The organism is Pseudoalteromonas sp. AWH4_217 (assembly GCF_056161105.1).
In genome coordinates, this window is sequence record NZ_JBSWYM010000031.1 from 1 (window position 1) to 21385 (window position 21385).

Annotated in this window: 21 protein-coding genes; 7 read left to right on the top strand and 14 right to left on the bottom strand. The window is 49.4% G+C overall.

Translation table 11 applies throughout. The features are described from left to right. Window positions 1–546 precede the first annotated feature (546 nt). Complete coding sequence (locus ACXAH1_RS23120) at window positions 547–1095, top strand: gamma carbonic anhydrase family protein (protein WP_253110935.1); 549 nt, start codon at window positions 547–549, stop codon at window positions 1093–1095. Here ACXAH1_RS23120 and ACXAH1_RS23125 read toward each other — a convergent pair. Both ACXAH1_RS23125 and aroE read right to left on the bottom strand, forming a co-directional pair. Beyond that, the gene (locus ACXAH1_RS23125) at window positions 1081–1320 is read right to left on the bottom strand and encodes a DUF1488 family protein (protein WP_475199962.1); all 240 of its coding nucleotides are present in this window, start codon (window positions 1318–1320) and stop codon (window positions 1081–1083) included. The two genes, ACXAH1_RS23120 and ACXAH1_RS23125, sit on opposite strands and share 15 nt — an antisense overlap. Next, complete coding sequence (gene aroE / locus ACXAH1_RS23130) at window positions 1317–2138, bottom strand: shikimate dehydrogenase (RefSeq protein ID WP_475199964.1); 822 nt, start codon at window positions 2136–2138, stop codon at window positions 1317–1319. The genes ACXAH1_RS23125 and aroE overlap by 4 nt, the downstream gene beginning before the upstream one ends. Window positions 2139–2167: 29 nt before the next feature. Between aroE and ACXAH1_RS23135 the strand changes: the two genes are divergently transcribed. Further along, the gene (locus ACXAH1_RS23135) at window positions 2168–2629 is read left to right on the top strand and encodes a group II truncated hemoglobin (protein ID WP_125718693.1); all 462 of its coding nucleotides are present in this window, start codon (window positions 2168–2170) and stop codon (window positions 2627–2629) included. A 103-nt stretch (window positions 2630–2732) separates the two neighbouring features. After that, window positions 2733–4340 (top strand): methyl-accepting chemotaxis protein, encoded by a 1608-nt coding sequence (locus ACXAH1_RS23140; protein WP_475199966.1) that lies wholly within the window; start codon window positions 2733–2735, stop codon window positions 4338–4340. A gap of 219 nt (window positions 4341–4559) precedes the next feature. Here ACXAH1_RS23140 and hemF read toward each other — a convergent pair whose 3' ends face one another. The 6 genes from hemF to ACXAH1_RS23170 all read right to left on the bottom strand — a co-directional run bounded on the left by hemF (window position 4560) and on the right by ACXAH1_RS23170 (window position 9522). Further along, window positions 4560–5495 (bottom strand): oxygen-dependent coproporphyrinogen oxidase, encoded by a 936-nt coding sequence (hemF, locus tag ACXAH1_RS23145; RefSeq protein ID WP_475199969.1) that lies wholly within the window; start codon window positions 5493–5495, stop codon window positions 4560–4562. Beyond that, window positions 5495–6070 carry an L-threonylcarbamoyladenylate synthase type 1 TsaC gene (gene tsaC / locus ACXAH1_RS23150; RefSeq protein WP_475199971.1) on the bottom strand — a complete coding sequence of 192 codons (576 nt, stop codon included), beginning with the start codon at window positions 6068–6070 and terminating at the stop codon, window positions 5495–5497. Before tsaC ends, hemF begins: the two co-directional genes overlap by 1 nt. Continuing rightward, entirely contained in the window at window positions 6067–6636 is a 570-nt protein-coding gene (locus ACXAH1_RS23155; protein ID WP_475199973.1) for a DNA topoisomerase family protein, read from the bottom strand. The genes tsaC and ACXAH1_RS23155 overlap by 4 nt, the downstream gene beginning before the upstream one ends. 140 nt (window positions 6637–6776) lie before the next feature. Beyond that, window positions 6777–7250, bottom strand: a complete 474-nt coding sequence (locus ACXAH1_RS23160) for a DUF494 family protein (protein ID WP_054016221.1) — start codon at window positions 7248–7250, stop codon at window positions 6777–6779. Between the two features lie 2 nt (window positions 7251–7252). Next, window positions 7253–8332, bottom strand: coding sequence for a DNA-processing protein DprA (gene dprA, locus ACXAH1_RS23165; protein ID WP_475199976.1), 1080 nt, complete (start codon window positions 8330–8332; stop codon window positions 7253–7255). Window positions 8333–8400: 68 nt separating this feature from the next. Then, a complete protein-coding gene (locus ACXAH1_RS23170) occupies window positions 8401–9522 on the bottom strand; it encodes a LysM peptidoglycan-binding domain-containing protein (protein ID WP_253110902.1) in 1122 nt (373 codons plus the stop codon). 116 nt (window positions 9523–9638) lie between these two features. On the opposite strand from ACXAH1_RS23170, the gene def reads away from it, so the two are divergent. From def to trkA, 4 genes are read left to right on the top strand one after another with little or no spacing between them, the layout of a single operon-like run. After that, window positions 9639–10148, top strand: coding sequence for a peptide deformylase (gene def, locus ACXAH1_RS23175; RefSeq protein WP_138550122.1), 510 nt, complete (start codon window positions 9639–9641; stop codon window positions 10146–10148). 44 nt (window positions 10149–10192) lie between these two features. Then, window positions 10193–11137 (top strand): methionyl-tRNA formyltransferase, encoded by a 945-nt coding sequence (fmt, locus tag ACXAH1_RS23180; RefSeq protein WP_475199978.1) that lies wholly within the window; start codon window positions 10193–10195, stop codon window positions 11135–11137. Further along, a complete protein-coding gene (gene rsmB, locus ACXAH1_RS23185; RefSeq protein WP_475199980.1) occupies window positions 11137–12420 on the top strand; it encodes a 16S rRNA (cytosine(967)-C(5))-methyltransferase RsmB in 1284 nt (427 codons plus the stop codon). The genes fmt and rsmB overlap by 1 nt, the downstream gene beginning before the upstream one ends. 17 nt (window positions 12421–12437) lie before the next feature. Further along, a complete protein-coding gene (gene trkA / locus ACXAH1_RS23190; protein ID WP_054016216.1) occupies window positions 12438–13814 on the top strand; it encodes a Trk system potassium transporter TrkA in 1377 nt (458 codons plus the stop codon). Between the two features lie 40 nt (window positions 13815–13854). Here the strand turns inward: trkA and ACXAH1_RS23195 are convergent, their stop codons facing one another. From ACXAH1_RS23195 to ACXAH1_RS23220, 6 genes are all read right to left on the bottom strand, one after another. Next, a complete protein-coding gene (locus ACXAH1_RS23195; RefSeq protein ID WP_138550125.1) occupies window positions 13855–14541 on the bottom strand; it encodes a flagellar brake domain-containing protein in 687 nt (228 codons plus the stop codon). A gap of 91 nt (window positions 14542–14632) precedes the next feature. After that, complete coding sequence (locus ACXAH1_RS23200; RefSeq protein WP_475199982.1) at window positions 14633–15115, bottom strand: hypothetical protein; 483 nt, start codon at window positions 15113–15115, stop codon at window positions 14633–14635. A gap of 507 nt (window positions 15116–15622) precedes the next feature. Next, a complete protein-coding gene (locus ACXAH1_RS23205) occupies window positions 15623–17074 on the bottom strand; it encodes a TrkH family potassium uptake protein (protein ID WP_046004757.1) in 1452 nt (483 codons plus the stop codon). 76 nt (window positions 17075–17150) lie between these two features. After that, window positions 17151–17768 (bottom strand): YigZ family protein, encoded by a 618-nt coding sequence (locus ACXAH1_RS23210; RefSeq protein WP_253110873.1) that lies wholly within the window; start codon window positions 17766–17768, stop codon window positions 17151–17153. Between the two features lie 73 nt (window positions 17769–17841). After that, a complete protein-coding gene (gene pepQ / locus ACXAH1_RS23215) occupies window positions 17842–19167 on the bottom strand; it encodes a Xaa-Pro dipeptidase (RefSeq protein ID WP_475199984.1) in 1326 nt (441 codons plus the stop codon). A 121-nt stretch (window positions 19168–19288) separates the two neighbouring features. Continuing rightward, on the bottom strand, window positions 19289–21190 hold the full coding sequence (locus tag ACXAH1_RS23220) for a transglycosylase SLT domain-containing protein (protein WP_475200001.1): 1902 nt from the start codon (window positions 21188–21190) through the stop codon (window positions 19289–19291). Window positions 21191–21385: the final 195 nt, after the last annotated feature.

Here is a 21385-nt window from a genome sequence, read left to right on the forward strand (position 1 = left end):
AAAAAGTAAAATCAAAACGAATTGACTATGTTAGTCACTCAGTTCAGTTGAGACTCTAAATTTTTGTGCGTCATTCAGTAAAACTGAAATTTGCTGTTAGAACTCAATCTGTACGAGTGCCCACACAGATGATTGCTTTATATTTTTAAAGAACAGTGTAACTAACCTTGGTTAGTTACCGCAGCCTTGCTGCGAAGTGGAGCGCCATATTAACCGCTTCACTGTTAAAGTCAACTAGAAAATTTAATTTTTCTTAATTAAGCTTTTCGTTTGGCTTTCCCTTCACTTGACTCGTTGCTTTTCAGCGTTGTGCCCCGTGTCGGTGGATGCGCATTATAGGGAAATCGAAACTCAGCGCAACCCCTTTTTTGAAGAAAAGTGAGAAAAACGGTGCGTTCGAATGAAAATCATACCAGAAGGCGCAAAAATGCATGTAAAACATGCAATATTGCGCTTTTTACGGGGCTGGAGATCTATAGAGCAAAGCTCTACACTGAACTCAGTACCGAGAGTAGCGGTAACAGCAGGTAAAAAAGGGATACTAAAATGACAAATAAATACAAAGGTAGAAGTTATAAAGGCAAAACCCCAAAATTAGCCGCCGGTGTGTATGTGGATGAAAGCGCCGTTCTGGTTGGCGATATTGAAGTAGGCGAAGACAGCAGTGTCTGGCCTTTGGTCGCAGCACGAGGAGACGTGAACTATATAAAGATTGGTAAACGCACCAACATTCAGGATGGCAGCGTATTACATCTTACTCGTTCAAGCGCTTCAAACCCGGATGGTTACCCTTTGATCATTGGAGATGATGTGACCGTTGGTCACAAAGTGATGTTACATGGCTGCCAGCTGGGTAATCGCATCCTGGTGGGTATGGGCGCGATCGTTATGGACAATGTCGTAGTTGAAGACGATGTGATCATAGGAGGGGGTGCCTTAGTACCACCAAATAAACGCCTGGAGTCGGGCTACCTGTATGTTGGCAGCCCGGTTAAACAGGCTCGTCCGCTCAACGAGCAGGAGATTGCGTTTCTAAAGACATCGGCGCAGAACTATGTCGAGTTAAAGGATGACTACCTCTCAGAGCTGGACTAACTCTATTTCTCCTTGTGCCGAGTATGCTTCATCTTCTATAAGCTGCTCGGCTTGCATTTCGTAATCAAACTGGTGTGCTTTAAAATGCGTGAGCGCCAGCTCTCTTGGTAGCACTGTCGCAATCACACAAGAAACCAGCATCCCCGATACCATCGCAGTGAATACCAAGCAATTGCGTGTGTCATCGAAGTGAATATCATCATTGATCAGTATCTGTTGATTCATAGCCTGCCCTCTTTCATTGCATTGAGCACCGGGGCAACCTCAGGCATTTTACCTCGCCACAAGGCAAACGCTTCAGCGGCTTGTCCCACCAGCATACCCATACCATCCACACAGAGCGCTTTCGCATTATACTCAGCGACCCAAGCTAAAAAGGCAGTTTGTTGATCGCTATAAAACATATCGTACGCGAGCGAACAGTTACTAACATGTTGAGGGGCGATATCAGGCACCTGCCCTGTCACACTCGATGACGTTGAGTTAATCACCAGGTTATAGTGCTTTTCGGGAATGTCATTTAGTGCGACGCCCTGAACCTCACCATACTCGCCAAATAACTGGGCAAGTTGCTGTGCTTTTTCTGCGGTACGATTGGCAATCACCACACTCGCAGCCCCGGCCTGCAACAGTGGATATATACAGCCTCGCGCAGCGCCTCCCGCGCCAATCAGCAGAATTCTGGCGCCTGATAAGGTTTCTGTATGACGCAATAAATCAGCAACTAAGCCTGCTCCATCAGTATTGTCCCCCAGTAATGTTCCATCTGGCTGAGGCTTCAATGTATTGACCGCACCGGCTAACCTGGCTCGCTCCGTCAACTGCCCAGCCAATTGATACGCACGTTCTTTAAAGGGTAAGGTGACATTGGCACCCTGGCCACCCTGGGCAAAGAATTCCATTACAGTCGATTCGAATTCAGATAATTCAGCCAGTATGGCACGGTACTCAATGACCGAATTAAACTGACCGGCAAATTGCGTATGAATGGCAGGAGATTTAGAATGTTTAATCGGGTTTCCAAAAACCGCGTATTTATCCATTGAACGGCCTAACGATATAGTGATGTTATATGAAGCAGTTAATTAAACGCATCTTTAATCAAGATGCAAGTGACAATCCATCCTCAGATGCAACACACCAGGCTCCGACGCCAGAGAAAACGCCATATGAGATCATCGGTGGCGAAGCTGGCACCCGAGCGCTGGCCAACCGCTTCTATGACATTATGGAAAGTGACCCCTACGCTAAGCCTTTATACGACATGCACCCGTTACCACTGGATCGCATCCGCCAGGTATTTTTCGAGTTTCTGTCCGGCTGGCTGGGCGGCCCGGACTTATTTGCAGAGCAATATGGTCACCCCAGACTCAGAATGCGTCATATGCCATTTACAATAAATAAAGACCTCCGCGATCAGTGGATGTACTGCATGGACAAAGCCCTTGATCAGGAAGTCGACAACCCTTTGTTACGAGAAGGATTGCGAAAATCGCTGGCTCAATTAGCCACACACATGATAAATCACGACTAAAGTATTAATTTTATATTAAATTAGCGCAATAATTTTTTGCGCTAAGTCAAACTGCCCTGGTTACTAAACACGCATAATAACGGCTCTGCTTTTTTTAGGTGCGATGCGTGTGAAATCCATTCAACATAAAATTTATGCGTTGCTTGCCATTACAGGCGTACTGGTGCTGATCGCCAGTATTTTAAGTAACTCAAGCCAACAAAAACAACTGGCCGAAGAAACCGTCGAGACCAATATTCGCTTATTGGCAGACAATTATTTCGATTCGATCAATACCATGATGCTTACCGGCACCATGGCAAACCGCGAGATCCTCAGCGATAAGATGCGCAATCACGATAATATTGAAGACGCGCATATTATTCGGGGCGATAAAATCAATAAGCTGTATGGCATGGGTAACCCCAATCAGCAACCCACCAGCGAGGTCGAGCGGGCAGCATTACGGGGTCAGGAAACCCTGGTCATTGAACAGCGCGATGGCAAACGTATCATGACTTATCTCAAGCCGATGGTCGCAAAAGAAGACTATAAAGGGACTAACTGCCTCGGTTGCCATCAGGCCCAAGAAGGCGACGTGCTCGGTGCAGTGCGGATCAGTTACTCTCTTGAAGATATTGACGACACGGTACACAGCAACACCTGGATCAGCACAGGTTTACTGACGGGCATCTTTGCTACGACGTTTGTCATTCTGGGTGTTATCTTCCGCAAGCTCTTTATTGTGCGTCTGAAAACGCTGGGTCGCACAATGCGCCTGGCAACCCAGAACAAAGATCTGTCGCTGCGTATCGACGATACCATAGATGATGAACTGGGTAGGCTGGCCATCAACTTTAATAAGATGATGGCGTCGTTTAAAGACAACATTGCTCAGGTGTCGGCCTCATCGCATGTGCTGATCCAGTCTGCCGAGCAGATCTACAATGCCGCCGATACGACCGAGCGGGCTATTCAGGAGCAAAAGCAAGGCACGGACTCAGTTGCCGCTGCGATCAATGAGTTGGAAAGTTCGTCCAGTGAGGTAAAGAACACCACTCATTTTGCGTCTGAAAAATCTGACAGCAGTAACCACCTTGCCGAGCAAAGCATGGCTGTGGCAGAACGTACAGAGCAAAGCATTAATCAGCTGGCACGCGATGTGCGCCAGGCGGCAGAACAGGTTAGCCAGCTTCAGACACAAACCCTGGAAGTCGGTAAAGTACTGGAAGTGATCAGCAGCATTGCCGAACAAACAAACTTACTGGCACTGAATGCCGCCATCGAAGCGGCTCGCGCCGGTGAAGCAGGCCGCGGGTTTGCGGTAGTTGCCGACGAAGTGCGTACCCTGGCCACCCGAACGCATGATTCAACCGACGAAATCAAACGCACTATAGACAAACTGCAAAACGAAGCAGCACAAACCGTGAGTGCCATGAGCGCGTCTTGTGAGGAAGCGGATGATCGCGCCATGCAGGTGAAGCAGGTGGCACAAGCACTCAAGGACATTTCAAATCAGATGCATGAGATCAACGCATTGAATGTGCAAATTGCCGATGCAACGGAGCAGCAGAATCTGGCCGCAGAGGAGATCAATCAAAGTGTGGTGGCAATTCGAGACAACGCTGAACAATCTCTGATTGATGCTCATGGCAGCAAACAGATCAGTGAAAACCTGCTCGACCTCGCCCGCTCTTTGGATGAGCAGGTGCGTAGTTTCCGATTGGAGTAACACTCCCCTGATACTAAAAAAGGCGCCACCGGCGCCTTTTTTATACCAATTTGCTTAATTAAGTGTTCTATTTTGAGGCGAGAAAATAGGGTCGATAACAAGGCAAAAATTTTGCTATTTAGTTGTTCTAAATAAGAAATTTTTAACGCCGTTAGCGCCCTATTTGCTCCGTCAAATTGAACAGGTATTAAGTGAAATTGGTATTATTATGTTATCAAATTAGTCATCTAGCGTAGACATCGCCAACCAGTCTCGCGGACGCAGAAAGTGCTTGTACAATAAAGCTTCTGGCGCGTCTTCGGCCGGCGTAAAGTCATATTCCCAGCGTGCCAGCGGTGGCATCGACATCAGAATAGACTCTGTCCGTCCACCCGTTTGCAGGCCAAATAAAGTGCCACGGTCCCAGACCAGGTTAAACTCCACATATCGGCCGCGGCGATATAACTGGAACTGGCGCTGCGCTTCGCTGAACGGCGTATCTTTACGCTTTTCCATGATGGGCACATAGGCATCCAGGAAGCCTTTGCCTACGGCTTGCATAAAGGCAAAGCTGGTGTCAAAACCCCACTGGTTCAGATCGTCAAAGAACAAACCTCCCACACCCCGGGTTTCTTTGCGGTGCTTGAGATAGAAGTAATCGTCACACCATTTTTTATAATCATCATAGACCTGCTCTCCAAAGGGGTCACATACCTCTTTGGCAACAGTGTGCCAGTGCTTGACATCCTCAAGCACTGGATAGAATGGGGTCAAATCGAATCCGCCACCGAACCACCAGATAGGTTCTTCGCCTTCTTTCTCAGCTATAAAGAAACGCACGTTCGCGTGACTTGTAGGAATATGCGGATTTTTAGGGTGGATCACCAAAGACACACCACAGGCGTGAAAGCTACGCCCAGCCAGTTCAGGTCGATGGGCTGTGGCCGAAGCTGGCATTGACGCGCCATAGACGTGGGAGAAGTTCACGCCCCCCTGCTCTATCACCGCGCCGTCGCGCATTACACGTGTACGACCACCACCGCCTTCTTCACGCTGCCACGCGTCTTCAATAAACTTGCCACTGCCGTCCGCTTGTTCCAGACCCTGACAAATTTCGTCCTGCAGGGCAAGCAAGAAAGCTTTAACGGATTCTAGGTTTACCTGACTCAACGTCATTAACTCCTTATGATTTTGCCACTTAAGGCATCACGGATCTGACTTGGGCTAGTTTGTTTACCCAGCTCACCTGCCTGATAAAATGCCACCCGATCACCAAATGCCGCCTGAGCTTCAACCAAGGTCTTAGCCGGCTCTTCACCACTGAAGTTAGCACTGGTAGAAACAATCGGTTTGCCAAACGCCTGACACAACTCTTTTACTACAGGGTGATCGGTCACTCGAATTGCAATACTCGGGTTGCCACCCGTCACCCACTCTGGTGCGCTCGCTTTAACTGGTAACAGCCAAGTCACCGGGCCGGGCCAGGATGAAAATATTTCTGCGCGTTTGTCCTGCGGGATTTTACTGTCATCGACGTACGGCAAACACTGGGCAAAATTATCGGCAATTAGGATCAGCCCTTTTTCTACCGGGCGGTCTTTCAGTGCCAACAGCGCATGGACGGCTTGTTCGTTATCGGGATCACAGCCCAGACCAAAAATGGCTTCGGTCGGGTAACAGATCAGCCCCCCCTGTTGTAATGCTTCGACGGCATTTTGGGGTAACTGACGTTGCGTATCTTGTTCGCTCACTGAGGCTCCTCAATTGTATGCTGACAAACTTTCTGCGGGCATTGTAGCACAGCTTTTCCACCCCGGTGTTTTTGCACCATGACGGGCCAGCCGCACGCCTCACAAGGGTGTGCAATCGGCGGATGATTCACACTGTACTTGCATTGTGGATAGGTATCACAGGCATAAAAAAACTTGCCGTACTTGTTCTTGCGTTTATGTAAGGTGCCTTTATGGCATTTGGGGCAGGACGGGCCCGGCGCTTCTTCGGGCTCTTCATCGTGGGCAATATAGTGGCACTGAGGATAGCCAGTACAGCCGATAAACATCCCGTAGCGACCATTGCGCACTACCAGCGGCTCGCTACACAAAGGGCAGGCACTGTCTTCGAGCACCTTGATATCATGGTTATCATGATGGGCGATGGCGCGAATATAATCGCACGCGGGATAACTGGCACAACCAAGGAAAGGGCCCGACTTACTGTGTTTGATCACCAGTTCAGAGCCACACTTGGGGCATACTTCGTACTCCCGCTCCAGGGCATGCTGGTCTGCATTAAACAATGAATGATCTATTTTACTCATAACAAGTCCCCGTCCACTTCACCCCAATGGTTTTGCGCCCATAATAGTATCAAGGGAAAGTGATATAAGGAACAAAGAAGCGCCAGTCAGGCTATACGCCTGACCTAACGAAGCTGTGCTCCTCAATAAATGTAGGGGGATTAATGCAACGGACCTGTGGGTTCTTCGAAGATCAGGTCTTCCATCTGGGCATAGGCATGTTCTTTACCAGGCACATTAAACAGTACCATCAGGATCACCCATTTTAAATCGTCCAGACAGATGGCCGGTTTATCGAGTGCACATAGGCGGTCTATGACCATTTCACGGGTGGTGCTGTCTATCACCCCAATTTGCTCAACAAACATTAAAAAGCCCCGGCACTCAATGTCCAGCATGGCACATTCTTGCTCAGTGTAGATCCGGATCGCGCTATCCGGGCGGGCGTTTAAATAAGGAATTTCATCAGACTGCTGTAAATCGGCTAGTTGCTCCAGCCAGTCCAGTGCTTTATAAATCTCGTCTTGATTGAAACCGGCCCCGACCAGTTCATCTGTCAGTTCATTTTGCTCGACGAAGATATCCGCTTCGCTGTGAATATAGTTCTCGAATAAATACATTAGGATATCAAACATAATTAACCCCTCGCTAATTTGATGTAGCCGTCTAATACGCGTTCTACTTTGTCTTCAAGCTCAAGGTCCAGCAGTCTGGCAAGCACCTTCTCTACTGGCCACTGGGTCCTCTGCGATAAGGTATCTACACTGGTTACCTCAAAGCCGAGATTTTGCAATACGGGGCAGTGCTCCTGTTTTTTGTCACTTTCTACTATATATAGACCGTTTTCGGAGAAAAATCTTACCTCTTCGAGAATATCCTCGACTCGCTCCGTTAATTTTGCGCCGTCTTTCAATAAATGATGACACCCCTGAGATAAGGGGTTGCGGATCGATCCGGGCACCGCAAATACTTCTTTGTTTTGCTCCAGCGCATATCGCGCTGTGATTAAAGAACCACTCTTTATTTCGGCTTCTACAACCAGTACCCCTAATGACAACCCGGAAATAATCCGGTTACGACGAGGAAAGTGCTCCGCCTTGGGCTGACTGCCGGGGAGAAATTCGCTGATCAACAGTCCCTGTTCCGCTACCTGCTGATAAAGCCGGCTGTGTCTGCGTGGATACACCACATCGACTCCGGTACCAAGCACAGCCAAGGTAGCCCCTCCCTGACTCAACGCGCCCTGGTGCGCCGCGCCATCGACACCCCTGGCAAGCCCGGAAGTCACAGCCATACCCACATCACTGAGCGCGCGACCAAACTCTCTGGCGATATCCAATCCGGTAGCTGTGGCATTCCGACTCCCTACAATGGCAATTTGTGGTTGAGATAATAAAGACAATCGCCCTTTACAAAAGAGCATCAAAGGCGCACTGCTGATCTGTTTTAATAATGGGGGATAGGCGGCATCAAAGTAACCAACCAATTGAATATGCTGCGCAATACACTGCTGAACAAGGGTATCGACAAAATGCCAGTCTGGCGCCTGCAGGTATTGGATTGCTTCCTGGGGCAACCCAACTTCGCGCAATCTGAGTGGCGAAACAGTAAAGAGTTCAGCGGGCGCGAGATGTTGCATAGCCCGCTCAAGCGTGGTGCTACCCAGCCCGGGACATATCCTCAATGCCAGGCTGTGACGTAAATCCAATGTTGTCATGCTCCCTCCCTGAGCTTGTTGTCGTGCTGAAATTAATTCATTCAGCTTGCCCAAACAAGAGAAGGACCTTAGCGGCTGCTAACAGAGTCTCCTACTCGTACGGGCTGGCGTGTCTTAGTGACCATGGCATAACTGATATTGTCATACACTTTGAACAGCATCAGCTCGCCAACCTTTTCCTTAGGCATGTGCCAGACGACACTGTCTTCATCATTGTCTTCACCAAACCATTCACTGACTTCTGTGATGACTTTATCCAGGCTGCTGGCATCTTCGATATAACTGGGGCCAGTCTCCTTTTCAATCACTGTAGGTGACTGACGATGGATTGCAAGTACGTTCCCCTCTTGCAGGTCGTCTTTACGACCTAAGTCGATAACCACAACAGCCATGGTACTGAACTCGCGCAACTTATTACTGCTGGCGATGATATTGCCAGAGATAGCCTGCATTGGTTGAGTCATTTTGAAATTCGCAGAATAAGTTTGTCCGCTGGATATGGGCATCAGTACATCACTGGGCTTCACTTCACGACGAACCGACTCAATCTTAACGGTACTCGGCTCACCGGCTTCAATGTTGCCAGTTCTGATCACCCGAGCCGTTCCTACCAGGATCGACTCATACGCCAATATCGCACCGTTATCAGGATCCCGATAGGCATCTCCCTTACGATATATGCCATAATTGCCACCACGCGGCAGATCCCCTTTAACATACAAAAGATGACCTTCAATATTCATTTTGTAGTTAAAGTTTGATCCCAGAACCATTGGCAGCTCAGCAAAGTCACCAGCACCCAGCGCTTGCTCAAAACGCATAAAAGGTTCCATTACCGCCAATGGTAACGTGGGTATGGCTTGATTTTTATCGCTTACGACACGAACCTGAGGGGATAGTCGACGTACGCCCTTAGCCAGACTCAAGCGCGGATTGCCTTCACTGTCGTAGTGCAGCGATAACACGTCCCCGGGATAAATCAGATGCGGATTTTTGATTTGTGGATTCCACTGCCACAAGGCAGGCCACTTCCAGGGACTGTTCAGATACAGACTGGAAATATCCCAAAGGGTATCCCCTTTTTTAACCACATAACGCTCGGGCGCACTGGTTTTAACCGCCAGCGTTTGTGCTAAGGCAGGAAAAACAGCACTCGTTGCCAGCAAAAGGGCGGCAATATGAGATTTCATGCAGGCTTCCTTGAGTTATTTTTCGATATTATCCACCAAAACCTGTTAAAGGGGAACGTGAATGGCTAAAATAAGAGCATACATTACCCCATTTAATTCAAGTGTAAAAGGTATCTATGGCTAAGTTAGCAGTACTGAGTTTTCCTGATGAGCGTTTGCGCACGGTTGCGAAACCGGTTGCCGAAGTAAATGACGAGATCCGCCAGATTGTCGCGGATATGCTGGAAACTATGTATGAAGAAAATGGTATTGGCCTTGCAGCTACGCAGGTAGACATCCACCAGCGTATCGTGGTGATCGACGTTTCAGAGGAACGCGATGAACCGCGCGTGCTGATCAACCCGGAAATCATTGCCAAAGATGGCTCGACTATCAGTGAAGAAGGCTGCTTATCTGTGCCTTATTCCTATGCCAAAGTCGATCGCGCTGAAACCGTGAAAGTAAAAGCCCTCAATGAACATGGCGAAAGCTATGAGTTTGATGCTGATGGCTTGTTGGCCGTTTGTGTTCAGCACGAACTGGATCACCTGCAAGGCAAGTTGTTCATCGATTACTTGTCGCCGCTGAAACGCCAGCGGATCCGTAAAAAAATCGAAAAAGAAGCCAAACTGGCGGCGCGCGCGTAAGCGTGCCGTTTCCAACTACAATTACTACCTAACTGGAACCTCAAGTGAGCAAATCTCTGCGTATTGTCTTTGCGGGCACCCCGGATTTTGCTGCCAAGCATTTGGCAGCGCTAATCGCATCACACCACGACGTTGTTGCTGTATACAGCCAACCAGACCGCCCTGCCGGTCGCGGTAAAAAACTCAAAGCCAGCGAAGTAAAAACCCTGGCACTGGAGCACAACCTGCCCGTCTACCAGCCACAATCACTCAAGTCTGACGACGCACAGGCAGAGCTTGCCGCGCTAAATGCCGATGTCATGGTGGTCGTGGCTTATGGTCTGCTGTTACCCAAAGCCATTTTGGATACACCACGGCTTGGCTGTCTGAATGTCCATGGTTCAATTCTGCCACGCTGGCGCGGCGCGGCGCCCATTCAACGGGCTATCTGGGCTGGCGATAAAGAGACCGGTGTCACCATTATGCAAATGGATGAAGGTCTGGATACCGGCGATATGCTGCACATTGCCACCTGTCCGATTGATGCAAACGAAACCAGCGCCAGCTTGTATAACAAACTGGCTGAACTAGGACCTGATGCATTAGTAGAGACACTGAACAAACTGGCCGAAGACAAGCTTAGTGCCGAGCCACAGGATGACGCACAGGCCAATTACGCCAAAAAGCTGTCTAAAGAAGAAGCCAATATAGACTGGGCAATGGACGCGGTACAAATTGAACGTAACATCCGCGCCTTCAATCCCTGGCCAGTTTGCTACACGCAGATGCAAGGCCAAACCGTGAAAGTCTGGCAGGCAAGCGTAGTTGCACAGCAAGGCACACCCGGACAGGTGCTTAGTGCCGATAAAACCGGCATCACCATAGCCTGTGGTGAGCAAGCACTGACTATCACACAACTTCAGCCTCAAGGTAAAAAGCCGATGTCGGCACAAGACTTTTTAAATGGCCGAAGCGACTGGGTAACCCCTGGTAGCCAGGTGGGTGCCTGATGGCCAACGTACGCGCGCTCGCCGCGCAAACCCTGTTTCAGGTTGTTGATAAAGGCCAGTCTCTGACGGCCCAACTGCCCTATGCCAGCCGTCAGTTGCCGGTAAAGGACCGCGCCCTGTTACAACAGATCTGTTATGGTGTCTTGCGTTATTTGCCCAGCCTGGAGCACTATTGCCAGCAACTACTTGAGCAACCACTTAAGGGCAAGAATCGGGTTTTTCAGTTTTTGTTGTATGTCGGTATTTATCAGCTACAACATATGCGAGTGCCCGCTCACGCAGCCGTCGCCGAAACGGTCAATGCGGCCAATAAGCTGCAGGCGCCGGGCCTGAAAGGACTGATCAACGCGGTATTGCGTAACTTTCAGCGCGCTCAGGACACGTTAGAAGCCAGCGCCGACGCCATCCCGGTATGCAAATACAACCACCCGGGCTGGTTTATCAAAAAGCTACAGGCAGCTTACCCGGAGCATTGGGAAGAGATTTTAACCGCTAACCAGCAACAGGCTCCCATGTGGTTACGTGTCAACCAGCGTCAGTCGAGCACCACAGACTATGCCGAACGACTCAATGCTGAAGGCATAGCCCATACCCTGGACTCAGACTTTGTGGATGGCATTTTGCTGACCAAACCTGTGGATGTGCAGCAGCTACCAGACTTTGCTCAGGGTGCCAGCTCAGTACAAGATGCCGCAGCGCAAATGGCAGCCCGTTTACTAGACCCACAAGATGGCGAGCACATTCTGGATGCGTGTGCCGCACCTGGTGGCAAAACCTGCCATATTCTGGAACTGGCCGATGCCAATGTGATTGCGTTGGATGCCGATGGTGAGCGCCTGAAACGTGTCGACGAGAACCTTAAACGTCTGCATCTCAGCGCCCAATGTCTGGAAGCCGATGCGGCAAATCCGGATAACTGGTGGCAGGGCCAGCAATTTGACCGTATTTTGCTAGACGTACCCTGCTCAGCAACCGGTGTGATCCGCCGCCACCCGGACATCAAATGGTTACGTCGTGCAACCGATATCGATGAACTCGCAGCGCTACAGGCCAGCATTTTAGATGCCATATGGCCTCTGCTGAAGCTTGGTGGTACGTTAGTGTATGCAACCTGCTCCGTACTGCCCCAGGAAAATACTGAGCAAGTTACAGCGTTTTTAACACGTACCCAAGGTGCTCAGCTTATGCCTCTGCATGACCAAGACACGCCGGAAAAACCAGGGCTGCAACTGTTACCAGGCCAGACCGATGGCTTTTATTACGCACGGCTGAAAAAACAATAATAGCGCTAGACTAGCTTATGAAAATCATCATCTTAGGCGCCGGACAAGTCGGCGGTACACTGGCCGAAAACCTGGTCGGCGAACAGAACGAAATAACCGTCGTAGACATTGACGGAGAGAGACTGAGGGAATTGCAGGACAAATATGATCTGCAAGGCGTAACGGGACACAGCGCACATCCAGATGTCCTCAGGCAGGCCGGTGCCGAAGATGCCGATATGGTTATTGCGGTGACCAGCTCGGATGAAGTCAATATGATTGCCTGTCAGGTGGCCTATAGTATTTTTAATACGCCAACTAAAATTGCTCGGATCCGCTCTGAGCAATACCTGAAGTATCGGGAGAAGCTATTCCATAATGATGACCTGCCAGTCGATCACTATATCGCACCGGAGCAATTGGTTACTCGTTATATTCGTCGTCTGATCGATTATCCAGGTGCATTACAGGTGCTGCAGTTTGCTGATGGTATGTTATCGCTGGTTGCCGTTAAAGCCTATTATGGTGGCCTGTTGGTTGGCTATGCCCTGTCTGCGCTGAAAGAGCATATTCCCAATGTTGATACTCGGGTGGCAGCGATTTATCGTCAGGGTAAAGCCATCAAACCTTTGGGTACCACAGTGATAGAGGCCGATGATGAAGTATTCTTTATCGCGGCAACCAAGCACATTCGTGCAGTTATGAATGAACTGCAGAAACTCGAACGTTCGTATCGAAAAATTATGATTGCCGGTGGCGGTAATATCGGCGCGGGATTGGCGAGATCGTTGGAGAAAAATCACAGCGTTAAGCTGATTGAGCGTAATCTTGACAGGGCCTCTTCTCTGTCTGAAATGCTCGACAATACGGTGGTGTTCTGTGGAGATGCTTCAGATCAGGAGTTGTTATCCGAAGAGCACATCGAACAGGTCGATGTCTTTATTGCCGTCACCAATGACGATGAAGCGAACATCATGGCTGCCATGCTAGCTAAACGTATGGGTGCCCAGAAAACCATGGTTCTCATTCAGCGAGGTGCTTATGTTGACCTGGTGCAGGGGGGAGAAATCGACATAGCTATCTCACCTCAGCAAGCGACTATTTCGGCTTTGCTCACGCATGTCAGACGTGGTGATATAGTAAACGTTTACTCACTACGTAAGGGCGCTGCTGAAGCCATTGAAGCGGTAGCCCATGGTGACGAAAACACCTCAAAAGTGGTGGGCCGTGCGATTCGAGACATCAAGCTACCAGCGGGCACTACCATTGGCGCTATCGTCCGTGACGACGAAGTACTGATCGCCCACGATGACACCATTATCCTGTCGGGCGATCATGTCATCATGTTCCTGATCGACAAAAAGCAGATTGGCGTGGTTGAAAAGCTCTTCCAGGTCAGCGCACTGTTTGTGTAAGCGGTTAGCTATCTAGCTGGTCTGGCTTTATGCCGATCAGCTAGCTCTCACCTTCATCAGACAAAATCGACAAATCGATCAAATAGTCTTTTAGCACTGCTTTAATGGTCGTATCCGGACCCACAACCTGGATCCCTAAAGACACATTACCCTCTGCACTTTCTATAATACGACACACTTTGCCTTTTATCGCGGAGGCATTGTCGTCTTTGCCCTCAATCAGCACTTCACAGTTTTCTGACTCCAGATCGTCGGGCAAATGCTCTTTTTGAATATCAAACATCATGCCTGACAGAGAAATGTCTTTTATCACACCCACTTCATTGTAATCTGACAACTGTAATATGGCTGGTATTAGGGCTGGTACACGAGTTTGGGCACGCAGCTGATAAGTTTGTACTTCATGAGGGTAGTAAAGAAAAATAAGCCGCGCGGGGTGATTACTAATGGCTTTAATGTTCTCTTTGAAAGCAATGATCTGACCATCGCTGTCTTCTGGCAGGGCCCGGACAATGATTTCCGTTCCTGTCTTCACATAATCTGCCGCCGCGCCGAGTCGCTTAGGGTTGGGATAGTTTAAAATAATATACTGGTCTTCAAGCACCCCGATAAACTCTGTACGGACGCGTTTGCGACTCGCTGGCATTACAATTTCAATATCAATCAAACTGCCTGCCGGGATCTGCGATAAGTGCTTCCTGCTCCGTTGCGTTTTACGCCTTAACATCTTGTAACCCTACTAACGACTCTGCCCATAGTGTAGCAGTAAAATCCCTTTTAGATAACGGCAAGTACCCAATAAAGGGGCTACTTAAGTCTTATTGCAGGTATCCTTTCAATAATACAGCAGCATCTCTGAGCGACATCATACGGCTTTGTACTTCCAGCGTGCTTAACGCCAGGTGCTGCTCATAGTGCTCAGTGAAAAACAGCATAGGTTCGCCATTGCGCTTCGTGATAAAGGTAATCCCAAGCGTCTGTTCATGTGCACAGGGTGTCAGACGACCAGTTTGGTCTTTCATAACCAGAGGTGGCAAAGTGCGCGTTTGCCACAAGGCATTCTCGGAGATAATACCAATCACACACTCGCTGACTTCGACACCATCATAGCGCAAAAGTGGCACACTGCCGTGGGCCGACGGTAGACAATGATCATACTGCAAGCACCCTGCCCCACTCATATACTGATTTAGCTGAGCCACACAGTTAGTTAAGTCACTGGCGCCGTCGGTCAGATTTACCTGGCTGACTATCCCTGCTTGTATTGCTTTATATTTATTTTGATGTGATATGGCAAACATCTCGGCCATTCCTCATAGTTTTGTTATCTGGCAACACCCACCTTCCTGTGTGGGTAGACTATAAAAGTAGGGATTTAACCCTGACGATACAAATATGACATCAGCGCTAATGAAAAAATGCATTTTTTGCGTTTTTTGATATATTTTTTTAACCCGAGTTAACCAAAGGAAGGCAAAAATTTACACAACACCTCATAACCACCTGATTTTCATTCACTATTATTATTTTAAAAGTGATGTTTTCAGATGAAAAAAATGCGTTTAATTTACAAATATACCTTTATCAGGGTCTATCAGTTTAGGGAATCATCAATGTGCGGGTGAGCAAGCGATAGGTATCCAAAGCCATCCATGGCGGTATATTCCGGCTCGGCGCCCCCGGCCTCGCGTTCAACCAGCTAATTTAGATTGGCGCCCAAAGCCGTCCATGGCGGTGTATTCCGGATCGGCGCCCCCGGCACTCTCCGAGTGACGTTAAGTCACTCGTCGTCGCGTAGCGACCGTGCCTCACCCACGCCAGAATGTGGGGGTGAAGAGGACCAGCAGGGTAAATATTTCGAGGCGACCGAAGACCATGGCGATGGTCAGGATCCATTTAGCAGAATCAGGAATGTCACCATAATGTGCAGCCACATCGCCGAGGCCCGGGCCCAAATTATTCAGACAGGCCGCAGTGGCAGAGAAAGCAGTGATGTTATCCAGCCCGGTACCCAGCAGTGCAATCATGATGATCACAAATACCAATGCATAGGCTGAGAAAAAGCCCCATACCGCTTCGACGACCTTATCGGGCAACGCTTTACGGCCTAACTTAATTGAATAGATGGCACGCGGATGCACCAGGCGGTTAAGCTCCCGGATCCCCTGCAGATAGAGTAAAAATACCCGTACGACTTTCATACCGCCGCCCGTGGAGCCCGCACAGCCCCCAATAAAACTGGAAAAAATCAGCAGAATTGGCAGGAACAAAGGCCAGGCTGCAAAGCTGTCGGTGGCAAAGCCGGCGGTGGTGCTGATAGAGACCGCCTGAAACAAAGCATGGTCCAGGGTTTCATCCCCATTGCTGTACACCTGCTTGGACGACAGCACCGCAAAACACAGGACCACCAGCGCCAGCTGAATAAACAAAAAGACTTTGAGTTCAGGGTCTCTGAAATAGACCTTGATATTCCGACCCGCCACGGCGGCATAATGCAAGGAAAAGTTGGCCGCTGCGATAAGCAGGAAGAACACGCAAATGGCATTGATCATCGGACTGTCGAAGTAACCAATCGAGGCATCATAGGTTGAGAACCCCCCAATGGCGATGGTCGCAAAGGCATGGCAAATAGCATCAAACCAGCTCATACCTGCCCAGGCATACGCCAACGTACAGGCCAGTGTTAGCGTCACATAGATATACCATAAGTGCTTAGCGGTATCGGCAATGCGCGGCGTCATTTTGGAGTCTTTAACTGGGCCTGGCGTTTCTGCCCGGTACAGCTGCATGCCACCTACGCCGAGCATAGGTAGTACAGCAACGGCCAAGACGATGATCCCCATACCGCCGAGCCACTGTAGTTGCTGACGATAGAAAAGCACCGACTTAGGTAAATACTCAATACCCGTCAGCACTGTTGCACCTGTGGTTGTCAGACCGGAAAACGCCTCAAAAACGGCATCCGCAAACGACAGATTCGGTTCACTTAAGAAAATCAGCGGCACGGCCGCGAAGGCCCCTAGTACCAGCCAGAACAAGACCACAATCAAAAAGCCCTCTCTGGCTTTCAGATCGCCCTGCTCTTTGCGGTTCGGGTAGTAGGCCATCAGGCCAATCAGAACACTAAAGATAAATGCCAGAACAAACGGCACACCGCCGCCGTCCTTATAGATCAAAGACACCAGCGCCGGTGGCACCATAGTCAGACTAAAGAGCGCAACAAGCTGTCCGAGTATCTTTATAATGGTACGAAATTGCATAGCGCGATTCGCGAGTTATTGTAATTACACCTGATTGTCTAATACATCACTCGGTTAGTAAACCGCGAAACCCCGCTCAGGGCTCTTTGAGGGTCAGTGAGACTGCTCCATGAGTAAGATCATATACTGACGCGATGGCGGCTTTGGCCTCTCTGCTGTCGAGTTCAATTTCCCACTGAATCGTCGCGCCATACTGTTTATCTATACTTAGTACGGTGTATTGGCTACTGAAGTGCTGCTCTATATTCCCCTGCAGCGCATAGTCAGATTCACCTACCAACTTGCTTGCGGGGATCTTTATTTGAGTAGGCAGCGTATCCAGGGCATTGTTGAGCGTCCCGCCATAGGCCCTCACCAAGCCGCCTGTTCCCAGCTTAATACCGCCAAAATAACGGGTTGTTACCGCGGTGATCTCACCTAACCCGGAGCCGAGTAACACGTTCAGCATCGGCTTACCTGCTGTACCATTAGGTTCCCCATCGTCTGAAAACCCCAGTACATGGCTGCCGCCCGGCGCACCGGCGATATGGGCCCAGCAGTTATGTCGTGCATCCGGATATTGCTCATTAATGGCGCGAATAAATGCTTTGGCATCAGCAATCGTCGGCGTATGGGCAATATGCACAATAAAAGTACTTTTCTTAATTTCTTCGTGATGAGATATGGGACTGCTGGGAATGGCGTATTCAGACATGGGCATTCAACAAAAAACACTGGGAGCACTTGGCTCCCAGTTTAACACAGTTCAGTTTGGTACAGGACAAAGCTTAGTCCAGCGCCAGATCCCGAGTCATATTTTCAAGATGATCATCATGAACAATAATATTATCTTCGATACGAATGCCGCCATACGGCTTAAACGCCTCGACCTTGTCCCAGTTTACATACTGTTTGTTGTCGGTTTGCGCCAGCTCGCCCAATAGTGAATCAATAAAATACAGGCCTGGCTCAATCGTGAACACCTGGTTGGCTTCAATCTTACGCGTACAACGCAGGAATGGATGACCTTCTGGCGGTGCCTGATGTGTCCCCAACTCATCCGCCATGAAGCCACCCATATCGTGCACTTGTAAGCCTAGATGGTGGCCCAGACCATGCGGGAAGAAAGTCGACGTAATCCCCTGTTCCAGGATCCCTTCTACACTCAGACCACGAACAATGTCGAAATCTATCAGCACCTGCGCAACGCGCTTGTGGCAATCCAGATGTAGCTCACCATACAGCTTACCTGGCTGTAATGCCTGCCCCAGTTCAATCTGATGGGTGTTCATCACCTTGATCAGATCGGCAAACTCGCCCTTGCGCGAAAAGTCGTAGGTACGGGTAATATCCGATGCATAGCCATTAAAATTGGCACCGGCATCGATCAGAAATGACACATGCTGCTGCGGAGCACGGCGCTCAAAATGGGTATAATGCAGAATGGCACAGTTTTCGTTCAATGCCACTATATTGCCATAAGGCGTGTCATTTTCCATATGCTCAGTGGCTTGCAGGTAAGCCTGCTGAATACCATACTCGGACTCTTTGGCATAAAAAGCATCCCGTGCAGCCTTATGACCTAGCACGGCAAGGCGATTTGCTTCGCGCAGGCAGGTAAGCTCATAACTGGTCTTATAAGCACGGTGGAAGTGCAGGTAATTCATCACCGGCTCAGGGTTCATCTGAGTAAAGCCCAGTGCCTGTGCCACCTCAAGATACTCACCAATATACGCCAGGCTGGCTTTGTCGTACGGTAAGAATTGCTCAACCTGATCAGGCTGCAGTAGCAGTTGAATATCAAAGTAGTCGGCCCAGAAGTCGCTCGGCTCATCCGGTACTTTGTGCCAGAAATCCACCGGACGGTAGAAGATCAGCTTAGGCTTGTCTGTGCCATTAACCACCAGCCAGCAGTGCGGATTATCGATGACCGGTAACCATGCTTTGAATTGAGGGTTCACCTTGAACGGATAATACATATCATCCAGAAACTGGCGTTTGGCTTGTCCTGAGTGGATCACGAGTCCATCCAGGTTCTCACGTTCAATAATGGTCTTTGTACGCTGTTGCAGCGTTGCAATATGCTCAGCATACAAGTTTGCTAATTGTTCCATTGGTGTACCCATTTTTATTTAATTCGCTTGTGACTGAGTCTAACATAGCGCTACCGATTTAAAGAAGTAAAGTGGGCTGCGGTCGGCCTCGCTGTTGCGAGACAGACCAACAAATCTGTGTTTACTTACCACCGATCTGCATGTCCAGGATCCCAGCCAGGATATTACCATCCCGCCCCAATTTAGTGTGATAGACCTGACGATACGCCATCACGTTTTTCACGTAATCACGGGTTTCCCGGTATGGGATCAACTCTATCCATAACTCCGCTGGCATGGCTTCTTGTGGGATCCAACGCTTCACCCGATGAAAACCGGCATTATAAGAAGCCGTAGCGAGGATCTCATTGCCCTTGTTCTTACCTTTAAGATAATCGAGGTAATCTGTTCCAAGGCGAATATTGGTGGCGGGCTTCATCAACTGGCGCGTAGATACCCTTGATTTAGCGACATATTTAGCTGTGCTGGGCAGTAGCTGCATCAGCCCATATGCATCCGCATGCGAGCGGGCATCCGGGGCAAATGAACTTTCTCTGCGGGCGATCGCAAAACTCCAAGCCAGGTCCACGTCATGACGCTTGCTGTAACGTTCAAACAAATCATCGAACGCCATTGGGAAACGCAGATCCACATAGTTCCAGGCCTTGATCTGCGCCAGGGTATAAATGGTGCTGTCATACCAGTCGAGCTCGGCCGCCAGTACCGAGGCCGCCAGCTTTTCCGCTGTACTTGAGGTATTGGTCAGATAATTCCACTCACGTCGTGCAGCGGTGAAGCGCTCCAATTCGTACAACGCCTTCGCCCGCTTAAATCCGGGCGCCTGCGACACTTTCGCAACAATACTGGGCGGCACATTGAGTGGCTCGGCATTGAGTTGCGCAGGTAAGTCCAATCGCGCAGCAGCAAGGAAACCATAGTAATCACGTTTTGGCGCAATCTCCCGCCACAAGGCCTGAGCCTTTTCCATCTGATTACGTTTGGCATAACTGTAGCCCAGCCAGTATATTTGCCCGTTACTTAAGTTATCCATGCCCGTGAACAACACCGCGATCCCTTCCCAGTCCTGTTCTTTGAGCATGTTACTCATCAGCCACTGGCGCAGCTTCTTGTCCTGCATCTCCTTAGGGACTTTATTCAACCAGAACTTCGCCTGCTCATGCCCTTTGGAAGCCAGCGCCAAAGCAAAGCGATAGGCCACACTATCGTGCTGCGCCTGGGTAAAGGTAAACATCGCCTGCAATTTGTCCCAGGCCCGCAGTGCCAGCTTAGGATCGCGCCAGATCAAGCGGCGCACACCATACACGGCAATTTCAGCCTCTCTGGCGGTGCGCTTCTTATAACGGTATAAGCCTGCTGAGGCGCTGGGATCGCGACGCACCTTAAGATATAGATCCGCCAGATAGGCTTCATTACGCGGCAGCAGGGTTTTCAGATATTTCAGCAATGAAGACTGGCCACCCTGCGCTGCATGGGTGATCCTTTGCCATACCAGCTCTTGTGTCCGATACCCGGCTTTTTGCCATTGACTAAACAACTTGTCACAGGCTTTCGGCTGTGATTTACCAACCACCCACAAAGGCTCCACCTGATCCAGAATGGCTTTTTCCGGCGCCCCCAGATCAAGTTGAAACTGTAAATAGGTACATTTCAGTTCCGCATTGCTGGTATCCTGATAATGTTCAATAAACAAAGCTTTTTTGTTGCGCCGCTTAAGGTAGCTCAGCCAGCTCTTACGTACCATCCAGTCCAGTGGCGTATGATCATATATTGACAAAAAGCGCCCAATCTCTTCCTGATACTTAAGTTTTGGATGACGCTTATAAAAGGTAGCCTCAACATAAGGCTTTAGAGGATGATCGAGTTCTGCAAGCGATCTCTTAAACGCCTGATAGTTACCACTCCAGGCCACCCGCTCTGCATCTTTAAACGCCTGATGTGAGTCAGCTGCATACCCTAAGTGACTCCAGGCTCCACCACACACCGCAAGGCAAGTGGCAGCTAAACGATTAAACCATAGTTTCATCATGCTTTAATTTTCATTCTCTTCGTTGGCAGTCAATGTTCTGGGGTGTCTAAATTGCTTGAGGTAAAGGCTCACTCCAAAACACCTTCCTTTCTCTGAGTTCCCTGCCCGGGCGCACTGTGTGCAGTCTGAGCTGCCATATCAATAGCATCAGACTATTATGGCGCAACTTGCCCGTGGCTTAACGTCCGGACG

Excerpts from the sequence above, each read along its gene's own strand:
- ACXAH1_RS23120 (WP_253110935.1), top strand. The coding sequence starts at position 547 with ATGACAAATAAATACAAAGGTAGAAGTTATAAAGGCAAAACCCCAAAA.
- ACXAH1_RS23125 (WP_475199962.1), bottom strand. The coding sequence starts at position 1,320 with ATGAATCAACAGATACTGATCAATGATGATATTCACTTCGATGACACA.
- aroE (WP_475199964.1), bottom strand. The coding sequence starts at position 2,138 with ATGGATAAATACGCGGTTTTTGGAAACCCGATTAAACATTCTAAATCT.
- ACXAH1_RS23135 (WP_125718693.1), top strand. The coding sequence starts at position 2,168 with ATGAAGCAGTTAATTAAACGCATCTTTAATCAAGATGCAAGTGACAAT.
- ACXAH1_RS23140 (WP_475199966.1), top strand. The coding sequence starts at position 2,733 with ATGCGTGTGAAATCCATTCAACATAAAATTTATGCGTTGCTTGCCATT.
- hemF (WP_475199969.1), bottom strand. The coding sequence starts at position 5,495 with ATGACGTTGAGTCAGGTAAACCTAGAATCCGTTAAAGCTTTCTTGCTT.
- ACXAH1_RS23155 (WP_475199973.1), bottom strand. The coding sequence starts at position 6,636 with ATGAGTAAAATAGATCATTCATTGTTTAATGCAGACCAGCATGCCCTG.
- ACXAH1_RS23160 (WP_054016221.1), bottom strand. The coding sequence starts at position 7,250 with ATGTTTGATATCCTAATGTATTTATTCGAGAACTATATTCACAGCGAA.
- dprA (WP_475199976.1), bottom strand. The coding sequence starts at position 8,332 with ATGACAACATTGGATTTACGTCACAGCCTGGCATTGAGGATATGTCCC.
- ACXAH1_RS23170 (WP_253110902.1), bottom strand. The coding sequence starts at position 9,522 with ATGAAATCTCATATTGCCGCCCTTTTGCTGGCAACGAGTGCTGTTTTT.
- def (WP_138550122.1), top strand. The coding sequence starts at position 9,639 with ATGGCTAAGTTAGCAGTACTGAGTTTTCCTGATGAGCGTTTGCGCACG.
- rsmB (WP_475199980.1), top strand. The coding sequence starts at position 11,137 with ATGGCCAACGTACGCGCGCTCGCCGCGCAAACCCTGTTTCAGGTTGTT.
- trkA (WP_054016216.1), top strand. The coding sequence starts at position 12,438 with ATGAAAATCATCATCTTAGGCGCCGGACAAGTCGGCGGTACACTGGCC.
- ACXAH1_RS23195 (WP_138550125.1), bottom strand. The coding sequence starts at position 14,541 with ATGTTAAGGCGTAAAACGCAACGGAGCAGGAAGCACTTATCGCAGATC.
- ACXAH1_RS23200 (WP_475199982.1), bottom strand. The coding sequence starts at position 15,115 with ATGTTTGCCATATCACATCAAAATAAATATAAAGCAATACAAGCAGGG.
- ACXAH1_RS23205 (WP_046004757.1), bottom strand. The coding sequence starts at position 17,074 with ATGCAATTTCGTACCATTATAAAGATACTCGGACAGCTTGTTGCGCTC.
- ACXAH1_RS23210 (WP_253110873.1), bottom strand. The coding sequence starts at position 17,768 with ATGTCTGAATACGCCATTCCCAGCAGTCCCATATCTCATCACGAAGAA.
- pepQ (WP_475199984.1), bottom strand. The coding sequence starts at position 19,167 with ATGGAACAATTAGCAAACTTGTATGCTGAGCATATTGCAACGCTGCAA.
- ACXAH1_RS23220 (WP_475200001.1), bottom strand. The coding sequence starts at position 21,190 with ATGAAACTATGGTTTAATCGTTTAGCTGCCACTTGCCTTGCGGTGTGT.